The 25,522-nt window shown below is 33.8% G+C and carries 19 protein-coding genes; 12 read left to right on the plus strand and 7 right to left on the minus strand.

Annotated elements, in window-relative coordinates; translation table 11 throughout:
• Window positions 1-62 precede the first annotated feature (62 nt).
• A complete protein-coding gene (locus DG435_RS04700) occupies window positions 63-1,406 on the plus strand; it encodes a sodium:alanine symporter family protein (protein ID WP_106792038.1) in 1,344 nt (447 codons plus the stop codon).
• 39 nt (window positions 1,407-1,445) lie between these two features.
• Here the strand turns inward: DG435_RS04700 and DG435_RS04705 are convergent, their stop codons facing one another.
• Window positions 1,446-3,524 (minus strand): OmpA family protein, encoded by a 2,079-nt coding sequence (locus DG435_RS04705; protein WP_106792037.1) that lies wholly within the window; start codon window positions 3,522-3,524, stop codon window positions 1,446-1,448.
• A gap of 169 nt (window positions 3,525-3,693) precedes the next feature.
• On the opposite strand from DG435_RS04705, the gene era reads away from it, so the two are divergent.
• The 4 genes from era to der all read left to right on the plus strand — a co-directional run bounded on the left by era (window position 3,694) and on the right by der (window position 10,301).
• Window positions 3,694-4,575, plus strand: coding sequence for a GTPase Era (era, locus tag DG435_RS04710; RefSeq protein WP_106792036.1), 882 nt, complete (start codon window positions 3,694-3,696; stop codon window positions 4,573-4,575).
• A 386-nt stretch (window positions 4,576-4,961) separates the two neighbouring features.
• Complete coding sequence (locus DG435_RS04715) at window positions 4,962-6,959, plus strand: collagen-binding domain-containing protein (protein WP_106792035.1); 1,998 nt, start codon at window positions 4,962-4,964, stop codon at window positions 6,957-6,959.
• 196 nt (window positions 6,960-7,155) lie between these two features.
• On the plus strand, window positions 7,156-8,688 hold the full coding sequence (locus DG435_RS04720) for a choice-of-anchor I family protein (protein ID WP_106792034.1): 1,533 nt from the start codon (window positions 7,156-7,158) through the stop codon (window positions 8,686-8,688).
• Between the two features lie 305 nt (window positions 8,689-8,993).
• The gene (der, locus tag DG435_RS04725) at window positions 8,994-10,301 is read left to right on the plus strand and encodes a ribosome biogenesis GTPase Der (protein ID WP_106792033.1); all 1,308 of its coding nucleotides are present in this window, start codon (window positions 8,994-8,996) and stop codon (window positions 10,299-10,301) included.
• Window positions 10,302-10,339: 38 nt separating this feature from the next.
• Here der and DG435_RS04730 read toward each other — a convergent pair whose 3' ends face one another.
• The 3 genes from DG435_RS04730 to DG435_RS04740 are packed head-to-tail and all read right to left on the minus strand — an operon-like array spanning window position 10,340 to window position 12,762.
• On the minus strand, window positions 10,340-10,669 hold the full coding sequence (locus DG435_RS04730; protein WP_024772724.1) for a MerR family transcriptional regulator: 330 nt from the start codon (window positions 10,667-10,669) through the stop codon (window positions 10,340-10,342).
• A 2-nt stretch (window positions 10,670-10,671) separates the two neighbouring features.
• Complete coding sequence (locus DG435_RS04735; RefSeq protein WP_106792032.1) at window positions 10,672-11,778, minus strand: CapA family protein; 1,107 nt, start codon at window positions 11,776-11,778, stop codon at window positions 10,672-10,674.
• Between the two features lie 6 nt (window positions 11,779-11,784).
• The gene (locus tag DG435_RS04740; RefSeq protein ID WP_106792031.1) at window positions 11,785-12,762 is read right to left on the minus strand and encodes a M23 family metallopeptidase; all 978 of its coding nucleotides are present in this window, start codon (window positions 12,760-12,762) and stop codon (window positions 11,785-11,787) included.
• 205 nt (window positions 12,763-12,967) lie between these two features.
• Between DG435_RS04740 and alaS the strand changes: the two genes are divergently transcribed.
• Entirely contained in the window at window positions 12,968-15,598 is a 2,631-nt protein-coding gene (gene alaS / locus DG435_RS04745) for an alanine--tRNA ligase (RefSeq protein WP_106792030.1), read from the plus strand.
• Window positions 15,599-15,656: 58 nt separating this feature from the next.
• Entirely contained in the window at window positions 15,657-16,607 is a 951-nt protein-coding gene (locus DG435_RS04750; RefSeq protein WP_106792029.1) for a GSCFA domain-containing protein, read from the plus strand.
• Between the two features lie 69 nt (window positions 16,608-16,676).
• Here DG435_RS04750 and DG435_RS04755 read toward each other — a convergent pair whose 3' ends face one another.
• Both DG435_RS04755 and DG435_RS04760 read right to left on the minus strand, forming a co-directional pair.
• Window positions 16,677-17,849, minus strand: a complete 1,173-nt coding sequence (locus DG435_RS04755; RefSeq protein WP_106792028.1) for a DUF3103 family protein — start codon at window positions 17,847-17,849, stop codon at window positions 16,677-16,679.
• Window positions 17,850-18,169: 320 nt separating this feature from the next.
• Entirely contained in the window at window positions 18,170-19,930 is a 1,761-nt protein-coding gene (locus DG435_RS04760; RefSeq protein ID WP_106792027.1) for an aromatic amino acid hydroxylase, read from the minus strand.
• Window positions 19,931-20,047: 117 nt separating this feature from the next.
• On the opposite strand from DG435_RS04760, the gene DG435_RS04765 reads away from it, so the two are divergent.
• Complete coding sequence (locus DG435_RS04765; protein ID WP_159025525.1) at window positions 20,048-21,727, plus strand: T9SS type A sorting domain-containing protein; 1,680 nt, start codon at window positions 20,048-20,050, stop codon at window positions 21,725-21,727.
• A gap of 25 nt (window positions 21,728-21,752) precedes the next feature.
• On the opposite strand, the gene DG435_RS04770 is transcribed toward DG435_RS04765, so the two are convergent.
• Complete coding sequence (locus DG435_RS04770) at window positions 21,753-22,190, minus strand: META domain-containing protein (RefSeq protein WP_106792025.1); 438 nt, start codon at window positions 22,188-22,190, stop codon at window positions 21,753-21,755.
• A gap of 249 nt (window positions 22,191-22,439) precedes the next feature.
• On the opposite strand from DG435_RS04770, the gene DG435_RS04775 reads away from it, so the two are divergent.
• The 4 genes from DG435_RS04775 to paaB all read left to right on the plus strand — a co-directional run bounded on the left by DG435_RS04775 (window position 22,440) and on the right by paaB (window position 25,496).
• Window positions 22,440-23,009, plus strand: a complete 570-nt coding sequence (locus DG435_RS04775) for a TetR/AcrR family transcriptional regulator (protein ID WP_024772715.1) — start codon at window positions 22,440-22,442, stop codon at window positions 23,007-23,009.
• Between the two features lie 102 nt (window positions 23,010-23,111).
• Complete coding sequence (gene paaE, locus DG435_RS04780) at window positions 23,112-24,185, plus strand: 1,2-phenylacetyl-CoA epoxidase subunit PaaE (RefSeq protein ID WP_106792024.1); 1,074 nt, start codon at window positions 23,112-23,114, stop codon at window positions 24,183-24,185.
• 12 nt (window positions 24,186-24,197) lie between these two features.
• Window positions 24,198-25,178, plus strand: coding sequence for a 1,2-phenylacetyl-CoA epoxidase subunit PaaA (paaA, locus tag DG435_RS04785; RefSeq protein WP_106792023.1), 981 nt, complete (start codon window positions 24,198-24,200; stop codon window positions 25,176-25,178).
• Between the two features lie 33 nt (window positions 25,179-25,211).
• Window positions 25,212-25,496, plus strand: a complete 285-nt coding sequence (gene paaB / locus DG435_RS04790; protein ID WP_025667674.1) for a 1,2-phenylacetyl-CoA epoxidase subunit PaaB — start codon at window positions 25,212-25,214, stop codon at window positions 25,494-25,496.
• The last annotated feature ends 26 nt before the right edge of the window (window positions 25,497-25,522 follow it).

Raw genomic sequence — 25,522 nt, forward strand, 5'->3', positions numbered from 1 at the left:
TAAAATGAAGGTATCATATATAATTTTTGTCACTACATTTATAATCACTATCCTTATTGTTTATGTTTAAAATAGTAGAAGATTTTATTGCTGGTTTTAGCTCCTGGGTATGGGATTGGCCTTTATTGGTATTGCTTATTGGTGGAGGAGTATTTTTTCTTATTTATTCTAGGTTTACGCCTTTTTTTTATTTTAAACACGCGATCAATGTGTTGCGAGGTAAATATGATAATGAGCATGCGCCAGGAGAACTTAGTCATTTTCAGGCCTTGTCTTCTGCTATTGCCGCAACAGTGGGTATGGGTAATATTAGTGGTGTAGCTGTGGCAATTGTTGCTGGTGGCCCAGGAGCTGTTTTCTGGATGTGGATCAGTGCTTTAATCGGTATGGCAACCAAATTTTATACCTGTTCATTAGCGGTAATGTACCGATCAGAGGATGAGGGAGGATCTTTACTTAGTGGTCCTATGTATGTCATCACCAAAGGTTTGGGTACTCAATGGAAGCCTCTAGCTGTACTTTTTGCCTTGGCAGGATTGGTAGGCACACTCCCTGCGTTTACGGCAAACCAACTCACTCAAACATTAGTAGATGTTTTAGATTGGAATGATGATTATAAATGGTATATCGGGATTGTATTAGCAGGATTCGCTTCGCTAGTCATTATGGGAGGAATAAAAAGAATTGGTGTTGTGGCTAGTAGACTGGTTCCTTTTATGGTGGTGTTATATTTTATCACAGTGATTACTATTCTGGTATTACAAATAGAAAAAATACCAGATATGTTTATGTTAATTTTCTCGGATGCATTTTCTGGAAAAGCAGCGGCAGGAGGAGCTTTAGGATATTTGATTAAAACAGGAGTAAAAAGAGCCGCCTTTTCTAACGAAGCAGGTATAGGAACTGCGCCAATGATGCATGGTACAGCAAAAACTAATGAGCCTATTAGAGAAGGGCTAGTGGCAATGATTGGTCCTGCAATAGATACATTACTGGTATGCACATTAACCGCTTTGGCAATACTTTCTACTGGGGTGTGGCAAAACTCTAATGATAATGGGATATCTCTTACTTTAGAAGCTTTTAATTCTGTTCTACCATATGGATTAGGAGATATTGTAGTGGTTGTTATGGTTTTGGTATTTGGGCTTTCGACACTGTTTTCATATTCGCATTATGGTACTACATGTTTAGGATTTTTAACAAAGCCGAAGTATGGTAAATATTATAACTATTTATATATAGTATCGATTATAATTGCTGCAGTAGTAAAAATAGAATTTGCAATTAATCTTATTGACAGTGCTTTTGCTATAATGGCAATACCTACAGTAGTTTCTGGGTTATTACTAGCTCCTAGAGTAAATGCCAGAGCTAAAATGTATTTTGAAAAATATAAAGTCTAATACCATTTTTTATGTGTTTTATTAGATCAGATTTTTGCTTTACTTTATTTCTACAATGATAAATTCACTTCTTCTGTTTTCCTGATGCTCTTCCTCTGTGCAATCTATCCCATCAGCACATTTATTGATTAATCTTCTTTCTCCGTATGCTTTGCCAGGTATGCGTTGCCAATCAATATTGCCTTTTCGCACGATATATCTTATTGTAGCCCTCATTCTTTTTACACTTAACTTTTTGTTATACCAATGACTGGATCTACTATCGGTATGTGAGCGAACTTCAATCTTTAATTCTGGATATTTGTTCATCGCCGAAATTATTTTTTGGAGTTCTACTTCGGCATTTGGACTAATCTCATAATCATCCAGACCAAAATAAATAGGTTCTACTTGTAAAATTTTCCCCAGATCATCACCAATAGTAACCTCTACTCTAGTGGATAATAATTTTTGAGCTGCCACTCCTTCTAATGCAAAAGGGATATCATGAATGAATTCGAAAACATCTGTAGTCTCTAGTGTAACCTCTTTTGGGATATACTCATTTAACGCTGCTCGTATCACATATGATTCACTACAAGGAACTTTGATTTTGTATTTCCCTTTTAAATCAGAAACAGCCTGATCTACCATGTTTTCATTTTTATCCAATACTATAATATCTGCCCTTATAAGTGGCTCACCGGTTGCATTATCTGTAACTGTTCCTTCTACATATTGCATACAAGAAGTGATCAACTCTTCGACTTGCTTAAAACTGTAGATATCATCATTACCTTTACCTCCTTTTCTGTTACTGGCAAAATATCCTATTTTGGTATCTTCATTTAATACGAAGGTAAAGTCGTCTTTAGAACTATTTACAGGTTTACCAATATTAAAAGCATTAGAAAAACCAGATTCGTTAGGTACAGAAACAAAAATATCTAACCCTCCCAAGCCTACATGACCATCACTAGAAAAGTATAGTCTTCCACTGTCACTGATATAAGGAAAAGTTTCTCTGCCTTCTGTATTTATGTTACCTCCTAAGTTTTTTGGTTCGCCATATTTTCCACCTCCTAATACATCTACCACAAACAGGTCAGATTGTCCCAAAGTACCAGGCATGTCACTAGCGAAATAGAGTTTAGCCCCATCAGCGCTTAAGGAAGGATGAGACACAGAATATTCGTCACTAGAAAAAGGTAATTCTATGATATCGGTCCATATTCCGTCTTTGAGGGTAGCCATGTATAATTTTAGTAATACAACCCCCTTTTTACTTGTTCCTAATTTGTTGTTGGTATAGTTGTTTCTAGAAAAATATACTGTTTCTCCATCTTTACTAAAACTGGTAGATGACTCATGAAATTTTGTATTTATTTTTCCTTTTAACTTAACAGGGTCTTCCAGAGTAATCTGATCTTCTTTGATGTTTGAAGAAAAGATATCTAAAAAAGGCATTTTGTTCCATTTATGAAGTTTTGAATCATTAATATTTTTACTTCTTGACGAGGCAAATACGATTTGATTTTTGTTGTTGAAACTAGGAGCGTATTCAGAATTTTTTGAATTAATACTAAGGGGAAATATGTCATATTTCCCTGATTGCATTTCGATGAAATCTAGATAATTTCTCTTTTCTATGAAAGATTTAGCACGTTTGTCATTTCCTGTAATAGCATAGAATTGGTCCATGATATTATCGGCTTCCTTGTAGCGTTCAACACTTTTTAAGCTTTGTGCATATCTAAATAAATATTCGGGATTTAAATCTTCTGGATAGTTCTGAATTAATTTTTCATACCATTTTACAGAATCTTCAAGATCCCCTGTAAAATAAAATGAATCCCCTAGTTTAGAATATAGATTTTGAGAAGAATATCCACGTTGAGCCACATCCATGTATATTGCTCTGGCATCTATATAAGCAAATGCTGTAAAACTTTGATCTGCCTTGGTTATTTGTTTATCCTGATCTTGAGAAAAAAGCTGTGACGATGATAAGAGAATAAGTGCCCAGAAAGAAATGAAATTTCTTTTTATAAAGATTGAAGCAAAAAATAACGTGTGATTTTTCAAACGATCCCAGAATTTAATGTTAAAAACTTGTTTCCACGGGGTATTTGAAAACATACTGGAACTAAATTTAAGAAAAATTCAATTAAAAAGTCAATTCAATACCTTTATTTTAATAACTACTTTTTGTAGGAAAATGTTAATAAGACAGGGATGTATGTAATAATTCTATGATCTGTTGTTTTCTTGTTTAATATTCGTCTACCTTTGCACTAAAATCAATTATATGGCTCATAAAGCTGGCTTTGTAAATATTATAGGTAACCCTAATGTAGGTAAATCCACATTGATGAATGCTTTTATTGGCGAAAAGTTATCTATTATTACTTCTAAAGCGCAAACAACAAGACATCGTATTTTAGGAATTGTAAATGGGGATGATTTTCAGGTGATTTTATCAGATACTCCTGGGATTATAAAACCTGCTTATGAGCTTCAGGAATCAATGATGGATTTTGTTAAATCTGCTTTTGAAGATGCAGATGTATTGATATATATGGTAGAGATTGGTGAAAAGGATCTAAAAGATGAAGCTTTTTTTAATAAAATAACAAATGCAAAAATTCCTATTCTTCTACTCATAAACAAAATAGACCAGTCTAATCAGGAAAAATTAGAAGAACAGGTTCAATTCTGGAGTCAAAAGGTACCCAATGCAGAAATATATCCAGTATCTGCTTTAGAGAATTTTAACGTAAAAGAAGTTTTTGGTAGAATAGTAGAATTATTACCAGATTCTCCACCTTTTTATCCAAAAGATCAGTTAACAGATAAACCAGAACGCTTTTTTGTAAATGAAGCCATTCGAGAAAAAATATTAGTACACTATAAAAAAGAGATTCCTTATTCTGTAGAGGTAGAGACAGAGGAATTTGTAGAGGATGATGATATTATTAGAATTCGTTCGGTAATTATGGTGGAGCGAGATTCTCAAAAAGGAATAATTATAGGTCATAAAGGATCTGCTTTGAAAAGAGTAGGTACTGAGGCGCGTAAAGAACTGGAAAAGTTTTTTGGAAAAAAGATACATATAGAACTTTATGTGAAAATCAATAAAAATTGGCGTAGCAATGAACGTCAGTTAAGACGATTTGGATATAATAATTGATTTTACCTTTAAGCATAGTCTAACAAATTTCATAATAGATATTCATACAATTTATTTATGTTTTTTGATTAAATTTTTAATAATTCTATATTTTTAATAATAATATTTATTGTTTGTCGTTTTTGTTAAGTTTCATTAGTGATTGAAATTAATATATTCAATACTCTTGTGACCAAAAAACTTAACCAAAAACGCCCTTAACAATGAACACAACTACACTTTCCTTATACATCATCAAACAAAATGAAAACATAATGTATTAAGCTGATTAACAGTTTTTACAGATGTTTTTTTCACTTTTATTTTAGTTATAAACCTAACCTGTTCTTATGGGGTTCATTGCTAGGGTTTTATAAGAATAATAATCAAACTCAAAAATTATTACAATGTTTAGTATTAACAAAAAAAATGTGGCTAAAGCTACAAAACCATTTAATCTGTTAAATCTTGCGTCACTTTCTGTTTTCTTAGTTTTGACCGGTTTTACCCGATTAAATAATGAAAAAATAGTTGCAGTCCAAGAATGTAAAAACCCATTAAAAGAAGCTTTAGGTTATAATGTATTTGTAAGAGGAGAAGCTCATCTTGGAGGAGGGGATACAGAAGGCCCTGTTGCTGTCGGAGGAGATTTGACAATGAACGGAATCATTACTCTTGCATCTCATGTAGCTGGAGAGAATTATTTTAATGGAGATAGTCAGGCTTCTTCATTGGTTATTAATGGAAAAATTATATATGATTCTGGCCAGGGAATTCATCTTAATCAGGGGTTTACGAAAGTAGGTGATCTTAGCAATTCTAATGTTTTTGATAAAGATTTTAATAATGTTTCTGTGAACACTAGATTAACTTCGGGGAGGTATGATAGACTGCCTAGAGTTCAAGTACAGAGGAAACAACCAGAGAATAGTGTAGGACATAAGGATTTAATTGATTTTGAAACAGCTTTTGCTGGATTCAAATCCACATCTCTTCACCTAAGTACACTTGATGCTAATTTAACCATTGACCAGTATAACAAAATTGTACTAGTTCAAAATAAAATAAATGTTTTAAACCTTAAAGGGAGTGAGCTTATTAATTTACCTTACTTAACATTTGAGAATGAACCAAATGTTGATACACCAGTTATTATTAATGTAGATGTATCAGGAGATTTTGAGTGGAATGTGTTTAATATTAATAATATAGGAGATCATCATGGGAAGTTTATTCTTTGGAATTTCTTTAACTCTTCAAAAATAACTCTTAAAGGAGGAGGTACACTTGTTGGGACCTTATTCGCTCCAGAATCAAATGTAGTTAAAAACTCTTCAGGGAATATTAATGGACAAGTTATAGCAGCAAACTATTATCATAACGAAGGTGAATTACATCATCATGTTTTTGAGTCTTGTATAGATAATCCTGATACAGATTGTAAATTAAGGGTTGATGTAGGTGGTGATATCGAAATTTGCGATAATGAAAATATAACACTTAAAGCTTTAGTTTCTGGTAAATCTACATGTGATATTGCCTATTTATGGTCTACTGGAGAAACTACTTCTTCAATTGTTGTTAATAAAGAAGGGGTATATACTGTAATTGTAAAAGATTGCGAAAATTGTAAAGATTCAGATGCAGTTGAAGTGAGAGTAAGAAAATCGTTATTTGTTACTGTTGGAGAAGATCAAGAGATTTGCCCAGGGCAGGAAATTAATCTTGTTGCAGAAGTAAAAGGAGATTGTGCTACTTCAGGTTTGACGTATTTATGGTCAACCGGAGAAACTACAAAAAACATTATTGTTTCTCCAGAAAAAAATACGAACTATAAAGTAATAGTAAGTGGTTGTGATACATGTAAAGAAATAACAGACAAAGTACTTGTTTCTGTTTCTTCTGGTATTACAATTGATCTTGGAGAAGATCAAAAGGTATGTTTAGGAGAATCGGTAACTCTTACCTCTCCAATTGAGGCAGATACTTATCTGTGGTCAACAGGAGAAACATCCAGATCTATTACGGTATATCCAGCTAGTTATACATTGGAGGTTACTATCGGCGAATGTGTTGGTAAGGATGATGTGAAACTTACTGCTTATTCGTGTGAAGGAGGTTTTATTCCAAAAAGTAAAACGATAAATGTGTACCCAACATTTTTAAAGTCAACGGATAATTTATTTTTGAATATAAAATCTGAAGATACACAAGAGATCAAGATTTCATTATATAATGTTTCAGGATATGTGGTGGAATCAGAGATTGTTAGAAAAATATTTAAAGGAGATAATGCAATTGATATAGACCTTGATCAGTTTTCAAAACTATCTTCAGGGATTTATATGCTTAAGATAGTAGGAAACTATGGAATTAAGGCAGTGAAAAGAATAGTTATAGAATAGTTTTTTAATACATATTTGTTTAAAGCCTGTTGATATGCCTTTCAACAGGCTTTAAAATTTAGTGATAACTTAAATCTATTATTAATGGTATTTATGTAGCTCATTTATTAATGTCTATAATTTATCCTTAGCATAACGTTAAGGATATATGTGTTGTTAACATTTGAATTTTTAATCACACAAAACGAGATCAATAATGAAAATTTTTAACAAGACTATTCTTATTTCCGCAGTTGTATTAGGACTCTTTAGTGCATGTGATCCTGATGATTATCACGGTGGGGGAAATACTAATGAACTAACGTTCAGGAAAATTGGTGGATTTACCAATGGAACAGGAGATGAGGGATTTGCAGAGATTTCTGCTTTTGACCCACAAACAGATAAACTTTTTGTTGTAAATCCAAAAGAATCAGAACTTTCGGTTTGGGATATTTCTGATCCCGGCGTACCTGTACAAGGAGTAGATATATCTTTGGTTGGTAATCCAAATAGTGTAGCTGTGAACAACGGAATGGTGGCTGTGGCTTTAGAAAATTCTTCAAACAAACAAGCCAACGGAACGATTGCAATTTACAATTCAGATTCACAAGAATTACTACATACCTATCCAGCAGGTGCGTTACCAGATATGGTATCTTTTAGTCCTAATGGGAAATATATTGTAGTAGCAAATGAAGGAGAACCTAATGATTTGTATACAGATGACCCAGAAGGATCAATAACTATTATAGAGGTTGCTACCGGGCAGGTTTCGAATCTAAGTTTTACGGCTTTTGATGGCCAAACTATTGGTAATGATTTTCGGGTTTTTGGACCAGGAGCATCTCTGGCGCAAGATGTAGAACCAGAGTATGTTGCTATTTCTCATGATTCGAAAACAGCATATGTTACATTACAGGAAAATAACGGACTGGCAATCGTTAATCTGGAAACTAAAACGATTACTGATATTATCGGACTGGGAGTAAAAAATTATAGATTGACAAACAATCAAATAGATGCTAGTGATAAAGATGATATTATAGGAAATTTTCAAAATTGGCCGGTTTTTGGGTTTTATCACCCAGATGCAATAACGTATACTAAGATCAGAGGAGGGAGATACTTAATAACAGCAAATGAAGGAGATTCTAGAGATTACGATGGGTTTTCTGAAGAAAAGAGAGTAAAAGATCTTACACTTGATCCTGTTGCTTTTTCTGATGCAGCTACCTTACAATTAGATGAGAATTTGGGAAGACTAAAAATCACTACTGCAAATGGAGATGTTGATGGTGATGGAGATTATGACATGATTTATACTTATGGCGGAAGATCATTTACGATATGGTCTACATCTGGAGCAGTTATTTATGACAGTGGAGATCAAATAGGAAAAACGATTTTTGATTTGGACCCGAGTGCTTTTAATACTAACGAAGGAAGTGCAGCCGATAAAAGATCTGATGATAAAGGAGCAGAGCCAGAAGCTGTAGAAACCCTTAAAGTAGGTAGCAAAACACTGCTTTTTGTTGGGTTAGAGAGAACAGGCGGAGTTTTGGTGTATGATATATCCAATCCCACTAATCCAAAATTTTTAGAATGGTTAAAGAATGAAACAGATATTTCTCCAGAAGGATTGATTGTAGTCGAAGCAGAAGATAGTCCAACAGAAAATGATTTGATAATAGTAACTAATGAAGTGTCTAATACGGTCGCTATTTATGAAATAAATAAAAAAGATTAAATTAATATCGATAGAAGAATCCCTGTCATAATGCTGATGAGAGGCTAAAAAGCCTTGTTTTTTCACTAATAACAATAAAAACTTTGTTGTTTTACAGTAACCAACTTGACTACAATACGTGGTATATTTGACTAAGTAATTATTTCACTGACTGACTATCAATTATGAAAAGTTCCATCGGCCTGAAACATTGGCCTTTGGGCTTTTTATTTTTACTTTCTTTCCTATTGTTAATCAAATCAAAACATTTGTAGTATTGCTAAAATAAAAAGTCTAATTTTGTGCAAAATTTAGAATAGATATCAATGAGTGGTATAGTGGCAATTGTAGGAAGACCTAATGTTGGAAAGTCAACGTTCTTTAATCGATTAATTCAAAGAAGAGAGGCTATTGTAGATGCTGTTAGCGGGGTAACCCGTGATCGACATTATGGAAAGAGTGATTGGAATGGAGTAGAGTTTTCATTGATTGATACAGGTGGTTATGTTGTGGGTAGTGATGATGTTTTTGAAGCCGAAATCGATAAACAGGTAGAATTGGCTATCGATGAAGCAGACGCTATTATCTTTATGGTTGATGTAGAATCAGGAATAACAGGAATGGATCAGGATGTTGCTAATCTGCTTCGTAAAGTAGATAAGCCTGTTTTTTTGGTTGTAAATAAGGTGGATAATGGACAGAGAGCTACAAATGCGGTAGAATTTTATAATTTAGGCCTTGGCGAATATTATACTATTGCCAGTATTAACGGAAGTGGTACAGGAGAACTTCTGGATGAGTTGGTAAAAGTACTGCCCGAAAAAGAAGAAGACGAATCTAGTGAATTACCACGATTTGCTGTAGTAGGAAGGCCTAATGCAGGGAAATCTTCTTTTATTAATGCTTTGATAGGTGAAGATAGATATATCGTTACCGATATTGCAGGAACTACCCGGGATGCAATTGATACTAAATATAATCGTTTTGGGTTCGAGTTTAACCTGGTAGATACTGCAGGAATACGACGTAAGTCTAAAGTGAAAGAAGATCTGGAATTTTATTCTGTAATGCGATCAGTTCGAGCGATTGAACATAGTGATGTTTGTTTAATAGTTTTGGATGCTACCAGAGGCTTTGACGGACAAGTACAAAATATTTTTTGGCTAGCAGAGCGTAATCGTAAGGGAGTAGTGATCTTAGTTAATAAATGGGATCTTGTAGAAGATAAAGAGAATAATACCTTAAAAGATTTTGAAAAATATATACGTAAAGAAACAGAGCCATTTACCGATGTTCCTATTGTATTTATTTCAGCTTTAACAAAGCAACGTATATTTAAAGCTATCGAAACAGCTGTAGAGGTGTATAAAAACAGATCTAAGAAGATCAAAACCAGTGAGCTTAATGATGTTTTATTGCCGATAATTGAACGTAACCCACCGCCAGCCTATAAAGGTAAGTATGTGAAGATAAAGTATATTACGCAATTGCCAACACCACAACCTCAATTTGCATTTTTCTGTAATTTACCTCAGTATATAAGAGATCCATATAAACGATTTCTCGAAAACCAACTTCGTAAAGAGTTTGATTTTCATGGTGTTCCAGTTTCGGTGTATTTAAGGAAGAAGTAAGAGAAGTAATTATTGTAATTAGATAATAAGATGACTTTTTATAGTTGTTCTTTGATTTTAAGCAATTGTCCTTTGATAGATTCTAGTTTTCTGATGATGTCAAAACTATCTAATGCTTCTTGTTTTTGTTCTTTAAGATGAATTTTAGCACCTTCCAGAGTAAATCCACGCTCTTTTACAAGATGATAAATTAACTCGAGGTTCTTGATGTCCTCTGGAGTAAATTTTCGATTGCCTTTAGCATTTTTTTTAGGCTTTATAATATCAAATTCCTTTTCCCAAAAGCGAATTAAAGAGGCGTTTACATCAAAAGCATCGGCTACTTCACCAATACTGTAATACATTTTTTTTGGTAAGTCTACATACATACTTATTCTTTTTGTTGTGTAAAACTTCCATCATCTTCAAAAATAAGCTTACTTTCAGGGAAATCCTCTTCTGTTAATAATTTAATTTCCTTCAATGCTCTTTTTTTCTCATCAATAAATGGATATACTTCATCTATCTGCTTTGCAGAATGTAGCTTACCTTTAATGAAATTACCATCGGTATCAATCTCAATTTCTGCAATAGGAGCATATCCTTTAATGCCACTTAGATTAAACCGGGAGTAGGTACAGAAATTACCCAAACTGTATGCTATAAACTTATTTTTGTATACTTCAAAAGCTCTTGAAACATGTGGTCCATGTCCAATAATAATATCAGCACCTGCATCAATCATAGTATGTGCAAAACGATAAACATCACCACGATCTTCACCATAAAAACGTTCTGTTTTTCTGGGAACATGAGTGTATTTAAGGCCTTCTGCACCTCCATGAAAAGAAACAATCACGATATCTACCTTTTGTTTGAGTTCGGTTACGATTTTTTTAGCATTGGTTAAGTTATGAATTTTTATGCAATCCTTGTTAGGGGCAAAAGCACAAAATCCATACGTGATACCATCTTTTTCAAAAATTGTTGAAGGTTGAGCAAATATTCCTGCATAAGCAATATTGTGCTTTTCGAGAGTTTTAGAAGTGTTCTTAATTCCTATTTCACCAAAATCACCAATATGATTATTAGCAATACTCATTACATCAAATCCTGTTTCTTCAAGATATTTTCCAAAATACTCTGGTGATCTAAACGAATAACATTTTGATGGGTCAGAACAGCGTTTAGCATTTTCTCCTTCATCAGTAAGCGTACCTTCTAAATTGCCAAAAAGTAAATCTGCTTGACTAAGTATAGTATTAACATCATCAAAAGGACCTTTACCTTCGGGAGGTAAATAACTATCATTAGGAAAATCGGTTCCCATCATGATATCACCAACGGCCATGATTTTAATATATTTAGGTTTTGCTAATTTTTGTTGGGTGTTTTGGACTATTACGTACATCGAGTCCAGTACTTCTTTTGAATATTTTTGAGCTTGTATAGAAGAGCAAAAACCAAAAACGAAGACAATAAGAAATAGTTTACGCATCAATATTTAATCTAGAGTTTCATTAATAAGATTAGAAGCTTTAAGCATTTGGCTAAACTCTTCAGAAGATAAACTTCCATAATAAAAATTACGAGGGTTAATACGTTCTCCATCTTTGAAAATCTCATAATGTAGGTGGGGAGCAACAGATCTTCCTGTACTTCCTACATATCCAATAACATCTCCTCGTTTTACTTTCTGGCCTTTCTCTACATTATATTTACTTAGGTGTGCATATAAACTAACATAATTAAAGCCGTGATCAATGCGTATATGTTTTCCGTAACCAGAAGAATTAGCATCTGCACGGGTTACTACACCATTACCAGAGGCATAAACTGGGGTTCCTGTATTAGCCGAAAAATCCATTCCATAATGAAATTTTCTTGCTTTGGTAAAAGGATCACTTCTCCATCCATAACCAGATGCCATACGTCTTAAATCCGAATTTTGTATAGGTTGTATAGCAGGAATTGTTGCTAACAGCTCTTCTTTTTTCTCTGCCAAAGATGCAATTTCATCAAGGGATTTTGATTGAACTACAATCTGTTTGGTCAATTTGTCGATACGTTCACTGCTTTCAACAATAATATCAGAATTTTCAAATCCTTCTAGACTCTTATACCTGTTCACACCACCAAATCCGGCATTACGTAATTCACCAGGAATAGGATTAGCTCCAAAATAAAGACGATATATATTATCGTCACGTTCTGCGATTTCTTTTAAAATATTTTCATCACGCTTCAATCTTTGATTCATTAGATCATATTGAAGCTGCATGTTTTCAAGTTCTCTTTTATAGGCTTTTTCTTTAGGAGTCTCTAATTGGGGGATGTTAAGATAAATAAGGAGAAGGATAAAACCAGCTAAAAAAGAGCTAATAACTCCTAATGCGGCTATACCAAATTTACGCCCTTTCTTTTGCTCTATTCTTCGATAAGAAAGCGTCTCACTATCATAGTAATATTTAACCTTTGACATAATCTAAAATATGCTATTTTTGCAGGATATTAACCAATATGTGGTTTATAATAAACCAAGACATCGCAACAAATATAACAAATTGTTGCAAAGTCCGGAAAAAACTGACAAATATCGAATTAGAATCTTTTTTTAAAACAACGCAAAATATTGATCGCGATTGTATTAAGTGTTTTATTTCGAAAAATAGTAATAAATAGAATTCATGAAATCCCAAGAAATAAGAAATCAATTTTTAGAGTTTTTTAAATCCAAAAAACATGGCATCGTGCCTTCTGCACCTATGGTGATAAAGGACGACCCTACTTTAATGTTTACTAATGCGGGGATGAACCAGTTTAAAGAATTCTTTTTAGGTAATGGTATTCCAAAAAGTAATAGAATAACAGATACTCAAAAATGTTTGCGTGTAAGTGGTAAACATAATGATTTGGAAGAAGTAGGTATGGATACCTATCACCATACCATGTTTGAAATGCTTGGGAATTGGAGTTTTGGAGATTATTTTAAAAAAGAAGCAATTCAATGGGCCTGGGAATTGTTGACCGAAGTATACGGTATAGATAAAGAAATTCTTTATGTTTCTGTTTTCGAAGGAGCAAAAGATGAAAACCTGGATATGGATAAGGAAGCCTATGACCTCTGGACAGCTATTGTTCCAGAAGAACGTATCATCATGGGGAATAAGAAAGACAATTTCTGGGAAATGGGGGATCAGGGACCATGTGGCCCTTGTTCTGAGATTCATGTAGATATCCGTTCAGATGAGGAAAAAGCTAAAATTCCTGGTCGGGATTTGGTGAATATGGACCATCCACAAGTGGTAGAAATCTGGAACCTGGTTTTTATGCAGTATAATCGAAAAGCAGATGGGTCATTAGAGAAGTTACCAGCGCAACATGTAGATACCGGAATGGGATTCGAACGTTTATGTATGGTATTACAAGGAGTGAAGTCAAATTATGATACCGATGTTTTTACGCCTATAATTCGAGAAATTGAAACGATTACCAATTCTACATATGATAAAAATAGCTTACCAACCGATGAGGATGGAAAAGTAAGTGTTGCAATTCGTGTTATTGCCGATCATGTAAGAGCTGTATCATTTTCTATTGCAGATGGCCAACTGCCCAGTAATACAGGAGCGGGATATGTGATCCGAAGAATTTTACGTAGGGCTATTCGATATGGCTTTACTTTTCTGGATACCAAAGAACCTTTTATCTATAAGTTGGTAGAAACACTTAGCAAACAAATGAGTAAAGCTTTTCCTGAATTGAAAGCTCAGAAAAACTTAATCACTAATGTAATTAAAGAAGAAGAACAATCTTTTTTAAGAACATTGGATCAGGGACTGGTATTGTTAGAAAATGTGATTAAGAATACCAAAGGAAATATAATCTCTGGAGAGAAAGCTTTCGAGCTGTATGATACTTTTGGTTTTCCGATTGATTTGACAGCTTTAATTTTGAGCGAGCAGGGATATGAATTAGATGAAAATGCATTTGAAGTAGAACTCCAAAAACAAAAAGATAGATCTAGAGCAGCATCACAAGTAACTGCCGGAGATTGGAAAATATTACTGGATAATACTACAGAAAACTTTATTGGATATGATCACCTTACAACAAATGTAAAGGTGACCCGTTATCGCAAAGTAAATAGTAAAAAAGATGGAGAACTGTATCAGTTGGTATTTGATAAAACACCATTTTATCCTGAAGGAGGAGGACAGGTTGGAGACAAAGGATACCTAGAAGTGCCTAATGGTGATGTTGTGTATATAATAGATACCAAGAAAGAAAATAATCTTATTATTCATTTTACTAAAAACTTGCCTAAGCATATAGATGAGATTTTGACAGCTGTAGTAGATGAAAAACAACGTTCAAGATCTGCTTCAAATCATACAGCAACACATTTGATGCATCAGGCATTGCGTACAATTCTGGGGACTCATGTAGAACAAAAGGGATCGATGGTTCATAGTGGTAATTTGCGTTTTGATTTCTCTCATTTTGCTAAAATGACTACTGAAGAATTGAAAGAAGTTGAGCATTTTGTAAATGCGAGAATTCGCGAGCAGCTTCCATTAGAAGAACAACGCAATATTTCTTATGATCAGGCAATAACAGAAGGAGCTATTGCATTATTTGGAGAAAAATATGGAGATACAGTAAGAGCAATACGATTTGGAGAATCTATGGAGCTTTGCGGAGGTACTCATGTAAAAAACACCAGTAGTATATGGCATTTTAAAATTGTATCAGAAAGTGCAATTGCAGCGGGGATTCGTAGGATTGAGGCAATTACCGGTGATGCAGCAAAAGAATACTTTACAACTCAATCAGAAGCGTATGGAGAAGTAAAAGCAGTTCTTAAAACAAAGGACCCTTTAAAGACCATTGTATCATTACAAGAAGAAAACACAAGTCTGAAAAAACAGATTGAAGCCCTTCTTAAGGATAAGGCCAAAAATCTGAAAGGAGATCTTAAATCAGAATTTGAAGATGTAAATGGGGTTAAATTTCTGGCTAAAAAAGTAGATTTAGATGCAGCAGGGATTAAAGACTTGTCATTCGAATTAGGAGGTGAACTTGAAAATATTGTAGTGCTTTTTGGATCGGACCAGAAAGGTAAGGCTTTGTTGTCATGCTATATTTCTAAGAATTTGGTAGATGAGAAAAAATTGAATGCAGGACAAATGGTTCGTGAACTTGGTAAGTATATTCAAGGCGGTGGCGGCGGACAGCCGTTTTTTGCTACAGCAGGAGGAAAGAACCCTGCAGGTATAGAAGAAGCATTAGATAATGCAAAACAATATTTGAAATAATCTTAAATTATAAAACTCTCCCTCTTCCTCTATGGAAGGGGTTTGAGTAAGGAGACTTATGAACCTACACACCAAAATAACACTACAGTCTCAAGAACCAAAAATTGATTATAATTCAGAACTTTTACTGCTAGGATCATGCTTTGCAGAAAACATTGGAGAGAAATTCGAATACTTTAAGTTTAAGAATAAGATCAATCCATTTGGGATATTATTTCATCCTAAGGCTATAGAAACATTTTTGTGGATGGCTACTCAGGGAGAAAAATATACCGATACCGATTTGTTTTATATCAATGAACAATGGCACTGTTTTGATGCACATTCCTCTTTAAGCAATGCTGATCAAAATGTAGTATTGTCTAATTTAAATAATGCACTAACAGCTACAAGAGAGAATATTAAATCTGCGACACATATTTTTATCACTCTCGGTACTGCATGGGTATATCGATTAAAATCTCTGGATATGGTGGTAGCGAATTGCCATAAAATTCCGCAGCGAGAGTTTGAAAAAGAATTGTTATCTATAGATGAGATCAATCAATGCCTTCAAAATTGTATACATCTAGTTAAAGGTGTTAATCCATCTGCAGAAATTGTATTTACCGTTTCTCCTGTACGGCATAGTAAAGATGGGTTTGTAGAGAACAACAGAAGTAAATCTCATTTAATTACATCGGTACATCAAATTATTCATGAGAATAAAAATCTAAGTTATTTTCCTTCTTATGAAATCATGATGGATGAACTTAGAGATTATCGATTTTATGATTTAGATATGATTCACCCTAGTAGTTTGGCCATCCACTATATCTGGGAACGTTTTTCTGAAATTTGGATTTCTGAAAAGACTGCTCAAATCATGAATAGAGTTGAGGAAATCAAAAAAGGAATGATGCATAGGCCGTTTAATCCAAAAAGTGAGCAATATCTGTTGTTTTTGCAGAAGCTAGAAGCAAAAAAATATCAGCTATATAAAGAATATCCTCATATGATTTGGGGCTAAATAATTATTTATTTTTAAAATAAAGGAGGTTGCTATATATATATTATAGCAACCTCCTTTATAATATGTTTAATTACTAGGAATAAATAGGGGAGATAAAGTCACTGTTGCATTACCTCGAGCACCTACGTGATTAGTATAGGTTTTGTTTTTTTGAATAGTATATAAAGAGTCTACATAATCATCGTTGTTAGTATACCATTCATCTGGCATTGCTTGAATAATAGCCCCTGCTACTTGTCCAAGTACATTTACCCATGCCTGACCAGAGACAGTACCAACGATTTGAAAAATACCATCAACAATAATGGAGACCAATTGCTTAAAATTGTAGTTGTCATCTTTTTCGAATAATTGGATATTTGCTGCCTGATATTTATAATCATCCCAGAAAAGCATAATTTGGTTAGGATAATATGTTGTGCCTTCATAATCCAGATAATACATAGGTATGATCTTTACTTCGGCTTCATTACTGGTGTTTTTTATTCCAGAGGTGATAGCGTATACCTCTGCAGCACCACTGATCCAGGGTTCCTCATCTTGATTTAAACGTATTTGATCTAATTTGGTTGTTTCAAGTCCTGAATTGGCTTTTGAAGAAGGGCTTAAGTCCATTTTAGCAGATCTAAAACGATTATTTTGTAATCCAGCAGTCTGTAACTGCTTATTCATATAATTAACTTCTACTTTTAAGGTTTCATAGCCTTTGGTTTCTATAACAAGTACAGGCACATTAGGTATGTCTTTAACGTCAAGAAAAACAGTTTCTCCTTCAAGAGTATATGCTTCAATTTCCGTCCATGATTTTTCATCACCTTCGGGAGCAAATGATACTAATAGATCAGCATAATTTACCGATTTATTACTTGGTCTTTGTAGCCATAATTCTGGGATTTCTATATTGTCTGGGATTTCATTAGATTTAAGCTGATTATCTGCTTTATCTATTACCTTTTTTAAAGATTGATACGATTTCTGATCCGATATGAAAGCATTTTCTTTTAATAATTTAGATAGCTTAATACCTGGTGTGTGATCTTTGGCTAATGTCTCTACAATATTAGTCTTAAACTCTGTATTGGCGAGTAAATCAATGAGATCAAATGCGATCCTTTTTTTGTCTATACTATTCGTGTCCTGAACCACGTTAGTTTCATTAACGACTGTTTCTTCGGTTTCACAATTAAAAAATAACAAGGAAACGAGAACTACATTTAAAAGTAAAAATGATTTTTTCATAATTAATATACTTAAGTTAGTTTTGTCTTTTAAAATTAGGAAAATGATATCGTATTACCTTGATTTGTAGTGTATTAAATACTCAAAAGAAATGTGGTTAAGCCATAAAAAACGATAAGTGTTTTTTTGTTTTTTACATATTTATTATGCATGCATATAAAATAGTATTCTTTGTTTAAAATGCTGATTTTAAGGTGTTTGCTGTTTTATTGTTGTTTTTGTTTAGGAATTTTAGAAAAACACACATCCTTATGATAGCAAACTAAAAATTCTAGAAGCTATGATTTTTGATGAAGTAATTAAAAAAAAGAAATGGTATTCTATACTGTAAACTCAGAGTCGATTACGGTATCAATACCACTATTGATTAAATGTTGAATATTAGATCTTTTGGATTGTATCTTTTTAAGATGTTCTAAAACCTGTGAAGCAAATGCTGAATCTCTATCATAAACTAATTCATAAATCTCTAAACAAAGTAACCAATCATCAGGATGCTCTTTTTCTAAAATTTCGAATGCAGCTTCTAGCGAAAACATAGCATTTTTTCCTTCCCTAATATTTTTAACAGACGAGTATAAAGAGTGTAAGTCTTTTTCTTTTTGAGAATATGTCCTTTGCGCAGTAACCGATGAAGGATTATGGGTTACTAAATCAAATGAGTTATCATCTGCAGGACCAGAGAAAGCTGAAACTATTTCTTTTCCAACAGCCAGATCAAAAGTACCCCATTCTGGTTTAAAAAGATATTCGTCTTTATATTTAATGGTACATTCGCTAAACTGAATTAAAATTAATTCACCTTTAATGTTTCTTATCCCAGTAATATTGGTTCCTGCAATAGTGATTCCGCTTTCGAATTCGAATTCTATGTATTCTCCGTCATAAAAGTTATAAGCTTTCAGGTCTCTTGGAGACATGTTTTCTATAGCAAGATTAATACCTTTTAATTTTCCAAGAGGAGATCTAAGCCCATTAGGGTGAGCTTCTATACCATGGCCAATAAGCTCTTTTTCTCTAAATGAAAGTGCTGTCGGGCCACTAGTTTCAAAATAAATAACTTCGTTATCCTCATTTTTTATCATTCGGGTAAATACTCCCGAGATTTGTAAACCAGTACTTAACTCTATGGTTCCTAAATTTTCTGATTCGATTAGTTTTGCAAGTCCTCTGTGCCCACCTTTTCTCAAGGCCATGGTATCTGCAAACTCTTCTAATACCTGGCATAAATAGGCAAAATCTGGCGTTACAAAGAGTTGAGGTTGTGGTTTGGTGATGTCAAAATCCTGAAAAGCAGCATCAGGAGAGTAAGGCAGTTTTTTTACATTATTAGTCATACACCACTCACTTTCTCCAATCGAGGAAAGTAATCCGGCACCATAAATCCTGGGCTCATCTACTGTGCCAATTAGACCATATTCAACCGTCCACCAATGCAGGTTACGTATCAAAGCCATTTCCGAAGGATTTTCTTTCTGGTTTTGTAGTTCCTCTATTTTTCTTTCTGCTTCCTCTATCTCTTTAGGATCCGTACCATATGCTTCTTTTAGAATAGAAAGTGTACGCACGGCTTCATACAAATCATAATCTTTTTTAGAAGAGATAGCCTTACATCCAATTTTTCCGAAACGACGTAAGTATTCTGCATAGTCAGGATTAGCAATGATAGGAGCATGCCCTGCCGCTTCATGAATTATGTCAGGAGCAGGGGTATATTCAATATTTTCTAATTGCCTGATGTCTGATGCGATAACAAGAATATTATAAGCTTGAAATTCCATAAATGCATTAGGAGGAATAAATCCATCAACAGCTACAGCTGCCCATCCAATTTCTTTTAGAATCCGATTCATTCCATACATACTCGGTATTTCATCGATCGAAATTCCTGTCTTTTTAAGACCATTTAAGTAAGAATTATGGGCAACTTTGGTAAGTGAAGTAGTATTTTTGCGCATAACATACCTCCAAACCGCTTGATTTATTGGCGTATACTCTTCATAATTTTGTGGTTTTATGAATTGTTTTAAATGTGCGGGAAGCCTTTCAATTAGGGGGTTAGATACAATATTTAGAGACATATATAGAAATTAATTTTTTATCAAGACAATTTAATTGGAAAATTAATAGTTTTATTTTGATATTGAAGTATTCTTAAATAGTTAAATTTGTTTTATCAATTAAAAAAATAAATGGTTGTGAGAATTAAGCTGATAGTATTAGGATTATTATTATTTACATTAGGTATAAATGCCCAGGTTACATATAGTGAACCAGTAAGTTGGGGTATGCAGGAGAAAAAAAGCATAGTTCCGATGCTTATGAAAAATTTTGATTTGGCTAAAATTGAAGCTGAAGATGCCAAGAATGATTTAGATAAATCAAGACCATGGAGATTTGGTTATGAACTTAAAGTAAACTTAGGTCTTAAAAATTCTGGAGTATGGGACGAATTACCTAATGGAGATAGAATATGGCGTATTAATATTATATCTAAAGGTGCCAAGACATTAAATTTCATTTTTGATACCTATAAAATACCTAGAGGAGCTACTGTGCATCTATATAATAGAGATAAATCTGATCTTTTGGGTGCATATACAAATATCTTTAACAGACCAGACCAGATGCTAGGTACTTGGATGGTAGAAGGAGATAATGTTTGGATAGAATATTTTGAACCTGCTTCTGTTGTTGGTAAGGGACAATTAAACATTGCTAAAGTAATTCATGGATATCGCTCAATTACAAATACTCAAATTCAAAGCAAAAATCTAGGTGATTCTGGGGATTGTAATCAAGATGTAGAATGCCCTGTTGGAGAGGATTTTGATGAATTAAAAGATAGATTAAAACATGCAGTAGCTTTTGTGATTATGCAAGGTTTTGTATGTACAGGGACATTAATTAATAATACGAAGAATGATAAAGCACCATATTTTTTGACAGCTAATCATTGTAATGCTGGTAGTGAATCTACGTGGGCATTCCGTTTCAATTGGATTAGTCCTAATCCTTCTTGTGCGACAACTACAGGTAGTACAGATGCTGCAGTAAACCAAACAACGAGTGGTGCTACACGATTAGCTGCTAATGTAGAATCTGATTTCAAACTGTTGAATTTAGATGGAGGTTTAGATGAATCCTGGGATTTAGAATGGGCAGGTTGGGATCGAAGAGATATAGCAGCAAATTTTGCAATAGGGATTCACCATCCTAGCGGAGATATAATGAAGGTGTGTAGAGAAAATACAGCACTAACACAAATAAAAACTGGCATAGGAGGTTTAACCGATCCTGTTGATTCCTGGCAAGTAACAGATTGGGATCTTGGAGTTACAGAAGGAGGATCTTCTGGTTCTGCTCTTTTTAACCCAAGTGGTAGAATAGTAGGGCAACTTGCAGGAGGAGGAGCCGCTTGTTCGGGAACAAATGATAATGATCTTTCAGATTTTTATGGTAGGTTTAATGTTTCGTGGAGTTTTGGTAACTCAGATTCTAACAGACTTTCTAATTGGTTAGATTCTGATAATACTGGAAGAGAAACATTAGATATGCTTTCTCAAGAAAATGATGGTAACCCACCACCTCCACCACCTCCACCACCAATTGAGCCTGAACCAGAAGAAGAAAAAGTGTTAGCCGTTTCTTTTAATGCGTCAGAAGCTATAATTAGTATTACTAATACAGTAGAGGGAAAATTAGAATATTATCTTTATAATATCTCTGGAATGGTTGTCGGTTCTGGGAAATTGTCTGAGGAAAAAGGGCAAATTGATATGTCAGATAAATCAACAGGAATGTATTTTATTTATGTTAAAAACACATCTGATGGCACTTCTTTTACTAAAAAAGTAATTGTAAGTAAGCAATTCTAGATATAGAATAATAATATTTAAAGAGTTATTCTTTGGATCTTACACCAGAGAATAACTCTTTATTGTTACCGTCTTTTAGAATTAGAGAATCTTCTTTCAGGATTCTGGTTTTAACTTCAACAAGAGTTTTGAAAAATTCTTTTTCTATTGCTGCATTTTTTTCGCAATACATTTTTGTTGCAATAGGAAAGCTAAAAGAAATAGTTCCGTTTTCTTCAGTATACTTCGACGAAAACGTATTACAGCCAGCGTGGCCATAAGCAGAGCTTTGTTCTTCATCAAAAGTGATGTGTAATTTCCTCTCAGAAACATCTTTCCCGTTAAGAAGAGTGATGAAAAAAGTTGCCTTTTTAGTAACCTGACTTTCTTTTTCCTGATTTTTGACTGCTGCATTATTTTTGTTTGCACAACTATTTGTGTTTGAAAATGCCACGAAAAACAAAATGATCATTAAGGATTTCATAAGTCTAGATTCTTTTTATGGTTAATATAGTATTATTTATAACATAAATTCATCGTAATCATTGTTTTTGGTCGCAAAAATATGGGTTATATGAGATTAAAATTTATTTTTGAGTGGAAAACAAAATACCTACAATGAAATAAATATAGTTAAGGCTTTTCATACTAGCTTCACTTTATTAGGTGAGCTTGTCGAAAATGATTACTATGTGAATTTTATCTGACCAATAAAAATGATAAATAGAAACAGATGAGACCCGAAAGCAGAAAACAGGAAATTATAAATGCAGCGGCTATTCTTTTTAAAGAAAAAGGATATAGCGCAGTGACTATGAGAGATTTGGCAAAAGCTATGGGGATTAAAGCTGCAAGTCTGTATAATCATATTCAGTCAAAACAAGAAATATTGTCTACTATCATAATTGGACTTGCAGAAGAATTTACTGTGGGGATGAATAAAATTGTAACTTCTGATGAAAATACAATCCAAAAACTGGAAAATATTATTGACTTGCATATAGATGTGACTTTACGAAATGCAGATGGTCTGGCTTCACTTAATAATGATTGGATGCATCTTGAAGAGAGTAACCTGCAATACTTTGAGAAAATGCGAGAAGAGTATGAAGATAATTTTAGGGATATCGTAAAGAAAGGGTTGGAAAAAGGAGAGATTAAACCCTATAATGTGGAAATTATGGTTTTTTCTACACTTTCTACCTTAAGAACATTGTATTTGTGGTATCCCGAACAAAAAGAGATCGATTCTGATATCTTGAAACGCGATATGATATCGGTACTGCTTAAAGGGGTAGCATGATCAATATTTAAGGGTAGTCATAAAATTAACAAATAATTATTTGTGTATCAAACTAACAATTGTTAGTTTTGTTTAGCTATAACTATATAGTTAAATTAAGATATGACTGATTTTTATTCTATTCGCGTTTCTGAGTTAACTAAAGAAACTAAGGATTGTACATCTATTACTTTTGATATACCAGAAGAGCTTAGGAGTGCATTTTTGTTTAAGCAAGGTCAGCATCTTACTCTAAAAACATCTATAAATGATGAAGAGGTAAGACGCTCTTATTCCTTGTGTTCAAGCCCTGTCGAAAATAAATGGCAAGTGGCAGTTAAACGAATTGATCAGGGATTATTTTCTAACTTTGCAAATGACGTACTTAAAGAAGGAGATGTTATAGAAGTAATGCCTCCTATGGGAAACTTTTTTGTTGAAGTAGCCCCGTCAAAAGCTAAAAACTATATTGTTTTTGCAGCAGGAAGTGGTATTACACCTATATTATCCATATTAAAAACTCACCTTGCTTCTGAACCAGAAAGTACTTTCAAGCTCTTTTACTTGAATCGGAATGCGAAATCCATTATCTTTAAAGAAGAGATAGAAGTGCTTAGAAATAAGTATTTTGGCAGAGTAGAGATATTTTATTTTTTAACAAAAGAACAGCGGGATATACCATTGCTTAATGGGCGATTTACAGAAGAAAAGATACAAGAACTTACTGATAAAGTAATTGATATATCCAATGTAGATGAATGCTTTGTCTGCGGCCCTGAAGAAATGATCTTTTTAATTAGAGACGGGTTGGTCAATGCAGGATTATCAAAAGAGAAAATTCATTATGAACTTTTCTTTTCAGGTGTTTCTGAAGAAGATAAGAAAAAAGCAGCAGAGGTAGTTGATCATAAATTTGATGGAACCGAGGTTACTATTATAGATGGTGGAAAAGAGTTTCACTTTGCAATGGATGATGATCACGATAATATATTAGATGGAGCATTGGCCTCTGGAGCAGATTTGCCTTTTGCTTGTAAAGGTGGAGTGTGCAGTACTTGTAAATGTAAAGTTGTTGAAGGAGCAGTAGAAATGAAGGTAAACTATGCACTAGAAGAAGATGAGGTTGCTAAAGGTTTAGTATTATCTTGCCAGGCTGTTCCTACCACAGAAAAAGTAGTGGTTGATTTTGATGTATAAAACTCAAGTGTTATGAGCGAAAAAGAAATAAAAAACCAAGGGATGGAGCAGAGTCGAAGTCTAGAAGAAATCTTTGAGCAGAAAATTGCTAGAGATGAAAAGATTGAACCTAAAGATTGGATGCCAGAAAAATACCGGAAAACTCATATTCGGCAAATTTCTCAGCATGCACATTCCGAAATTATTGGAATGCTCCCAGAAGGAAACTGGATTACTCGTGCACCTTCCTTAAGGCGTAAAGTAGCTTTAATAGCTAAAGTTCAGGATGAGGCCGGGCATGGATTATACCTATATAGTGCATGTGAGACTTTAGGGATTTCTAGAGAAGAACTATACGAACAATTGCATACAGGTAAAGCAAAATACTCTAGTATATTTAATTACCCTACAGTCACTTGGGCAGATATGGGAGCAATTGGCTGGCTGGTAGACGGTGCAGCAATTATTAATCAAGTGCCACTGTGTAGTACTTCTTATGGGCCTTATGCAAGAGCTATGGTACGTGTATGTAAAGAAGAGAGTTTTCATCAGCGTCAAGGATATGAAATAATGATTACATTGGCGAATGGTACTCCAGAACAGAAAGAAATGGCACAAGATGCGTTAAATAGATGGTGGTGGCCATCGTTGATGATGCTGGGACCTACAGATGCAGAATCTGTGCATACTGCTCAATCAATGAAGTGGAAATTAAAGAGAAAAACTAATGATGAATTACGTCAGCAGTTTATCGATCAAACTGTTCCGCAAGCAGATTTAATAGGACTCACTATTCCGGATCCCGATTTAAAATGGAATGAAGAAAAAGGAAGCTACGATTTTGGAGAAATAGATTGGGACGAATTCTGGCAAGTAGTAAAAGGCCATGGTCCATGTAACAAAGAACGTATGACAGCTAGAGTTAATGCCTGGGAAAAAGGAGAATGGGTAAGAGACGCAGCTATGGCTTATGCCAAAAAACAAGAAGATAAAAAGCTTAAAAAAGCAATATAATAATTCTGAATTCAGAATTCAAAATTCATGATTATGAAAAATAACTGGCCACTTTGGGAAGTATTTGTAAGAAGTAAAAATGGTTTAGAACATCGTCATTTCGGTAGTATTCATGCAGCCGATGCAGAAATGGCTTTAGAAAATGCCAGAGATGTATATACGCGAAGAAATGAAGGAGTAAGTATATGGGTAGTAGAATCTAAACATATTACAGCATCAAACCCCGAAAATAACGGAGAATTATTTGAACCCGCTCAGGATAAAGTGTATAGACACCCAACGTTTTATACATTACCCGATGAAGTAAAGCATATGTGATTTCTGCAACTGCAAGAATTACAATT

This window comes from Aquimarina sp. Aq78 (genome assembly GCF_900299525.1).
In the GTDB taxonomy this organism is placed as follows: Bacteria; Bacteroidota; Bacteroidia; order Flavobacteriales; family Flavobacteriaceae; genus Aquimarina.

Coding starts and splice junctions, on each gene's coding strand:
- DG435_RS04700 (WP_106792038.1), top strand. CDS start 63: ATGTTTAAAATAGTAGAAGATTTTATTGCTGGTTTTAGCTCCTGGGTA.
- DG435_RS04705 (WP_106792037.1), bottom strand. CDS start 3,524: ATGTTTTCAAATACCCCGTGGAAACAAGTTTTTAACATTAAATTCTGG.
- era (WP_106792036.1), top strand. CDS start 3,694: ATGGCTCATAAAGCTGGCTTTGTAAATATTATAGGTAACCCTAATGTA.
- DG435_RS04715 (WP_106792035.1), top strand. CDS start 4,962: ATGTTTAGTATTAACAAAAAAAATGTGGCTAAAGCTACAAAACCATTT.
- DG435_RS04720 (WP_106792034.1), top strand. CDS start 7,156: ATGAAAATTTTTAACAAGACTATTCTTATTTCCGCAGTTGTATTAGGA.
- der (WP_106792033.1), top strand. CDS start 8,994: ATGAGTGGTATAGTGGCAATTGTAGGAAGACCTAATGTTGGAAAGTCA.
- DG435_RS04730 (WP_024772724.1), bottom strand. CDS start 10,669: ATGTATGTAGACTTACCAAAAAAAATGTATTACAGTATTGGTGAAGTA.
- DG435_RS04735 (WP_106792032.1), bottom strand. CDS start 11,778: ATGCGTAAACTATTTCTTATTGTCTTCGTTTTTGGTTTTTGCTCTTCT.
- DG435_RS04740 (WP_106792031.1), bottom strand. CDS start 12,762: ATGTCAAAGGTTAAATATTACTATGATAGTGAGACGCTTTCTTATCGA.
- alaS (WP_106792030.1), top strand. CDS start 12,968: ATGAAATCCCAAGAAATAAGAAATCAATTTTTAGAGTTTTTTAAATCC.
- DG435_RS04750 (WP_106792029.1), top strand. CDS start 15,657: ATGAACCTACACACCAAAATAACACTACAGTCTCAAGAACCAAAAATT.
- DG435_RS04755 (WP_106792028.1), bottom strand. CDS start 17,849: ATGAAAAAATCATTTTTACTTTTAAATGTAGTTCTCGTTTCCTTGTTA.
- DG435_RS04760 (WP_106792027.1), bottom strand. CDS start 19,930: ATGTCTCTAAATATTGTATCTAACCCCCTAATTGAAAGGCTTCCCGCA.
- DG435_RS04770 (WP_106792025.1), bottom strand. CDS start 22,190: ATGAAATCCTTAATGATCATTTTGTTTTTCGTGGCATTTTCAAACACA.
- DG435_RS04775 (WP_024772715.1), top strand. CDS start 22,440: ATGAGACCCGAAAGCAGAAAACAGGAAATTATAAATGCAGCGGCTATT.
- paaE (WP_106792024.1), top strand. CDS start 23,112: ATGACTGATTTTTATTCTATTCGCGTTTCTGAGTTAACTAAAGAAACT.
- paaA (WP_106792023.1), top strand. CDS start 24,198: ATGAGCGAAAAAGAAATAAAAAACCAAGGGATGGAGCAGAGTCGAAGT.
- paaB (WP_025667674.1), top strand. CDS start 25,212: ATGAAAAATAACTGGCCACTTTGGGAAGTATTTGTAAGAAGTAAAAAT.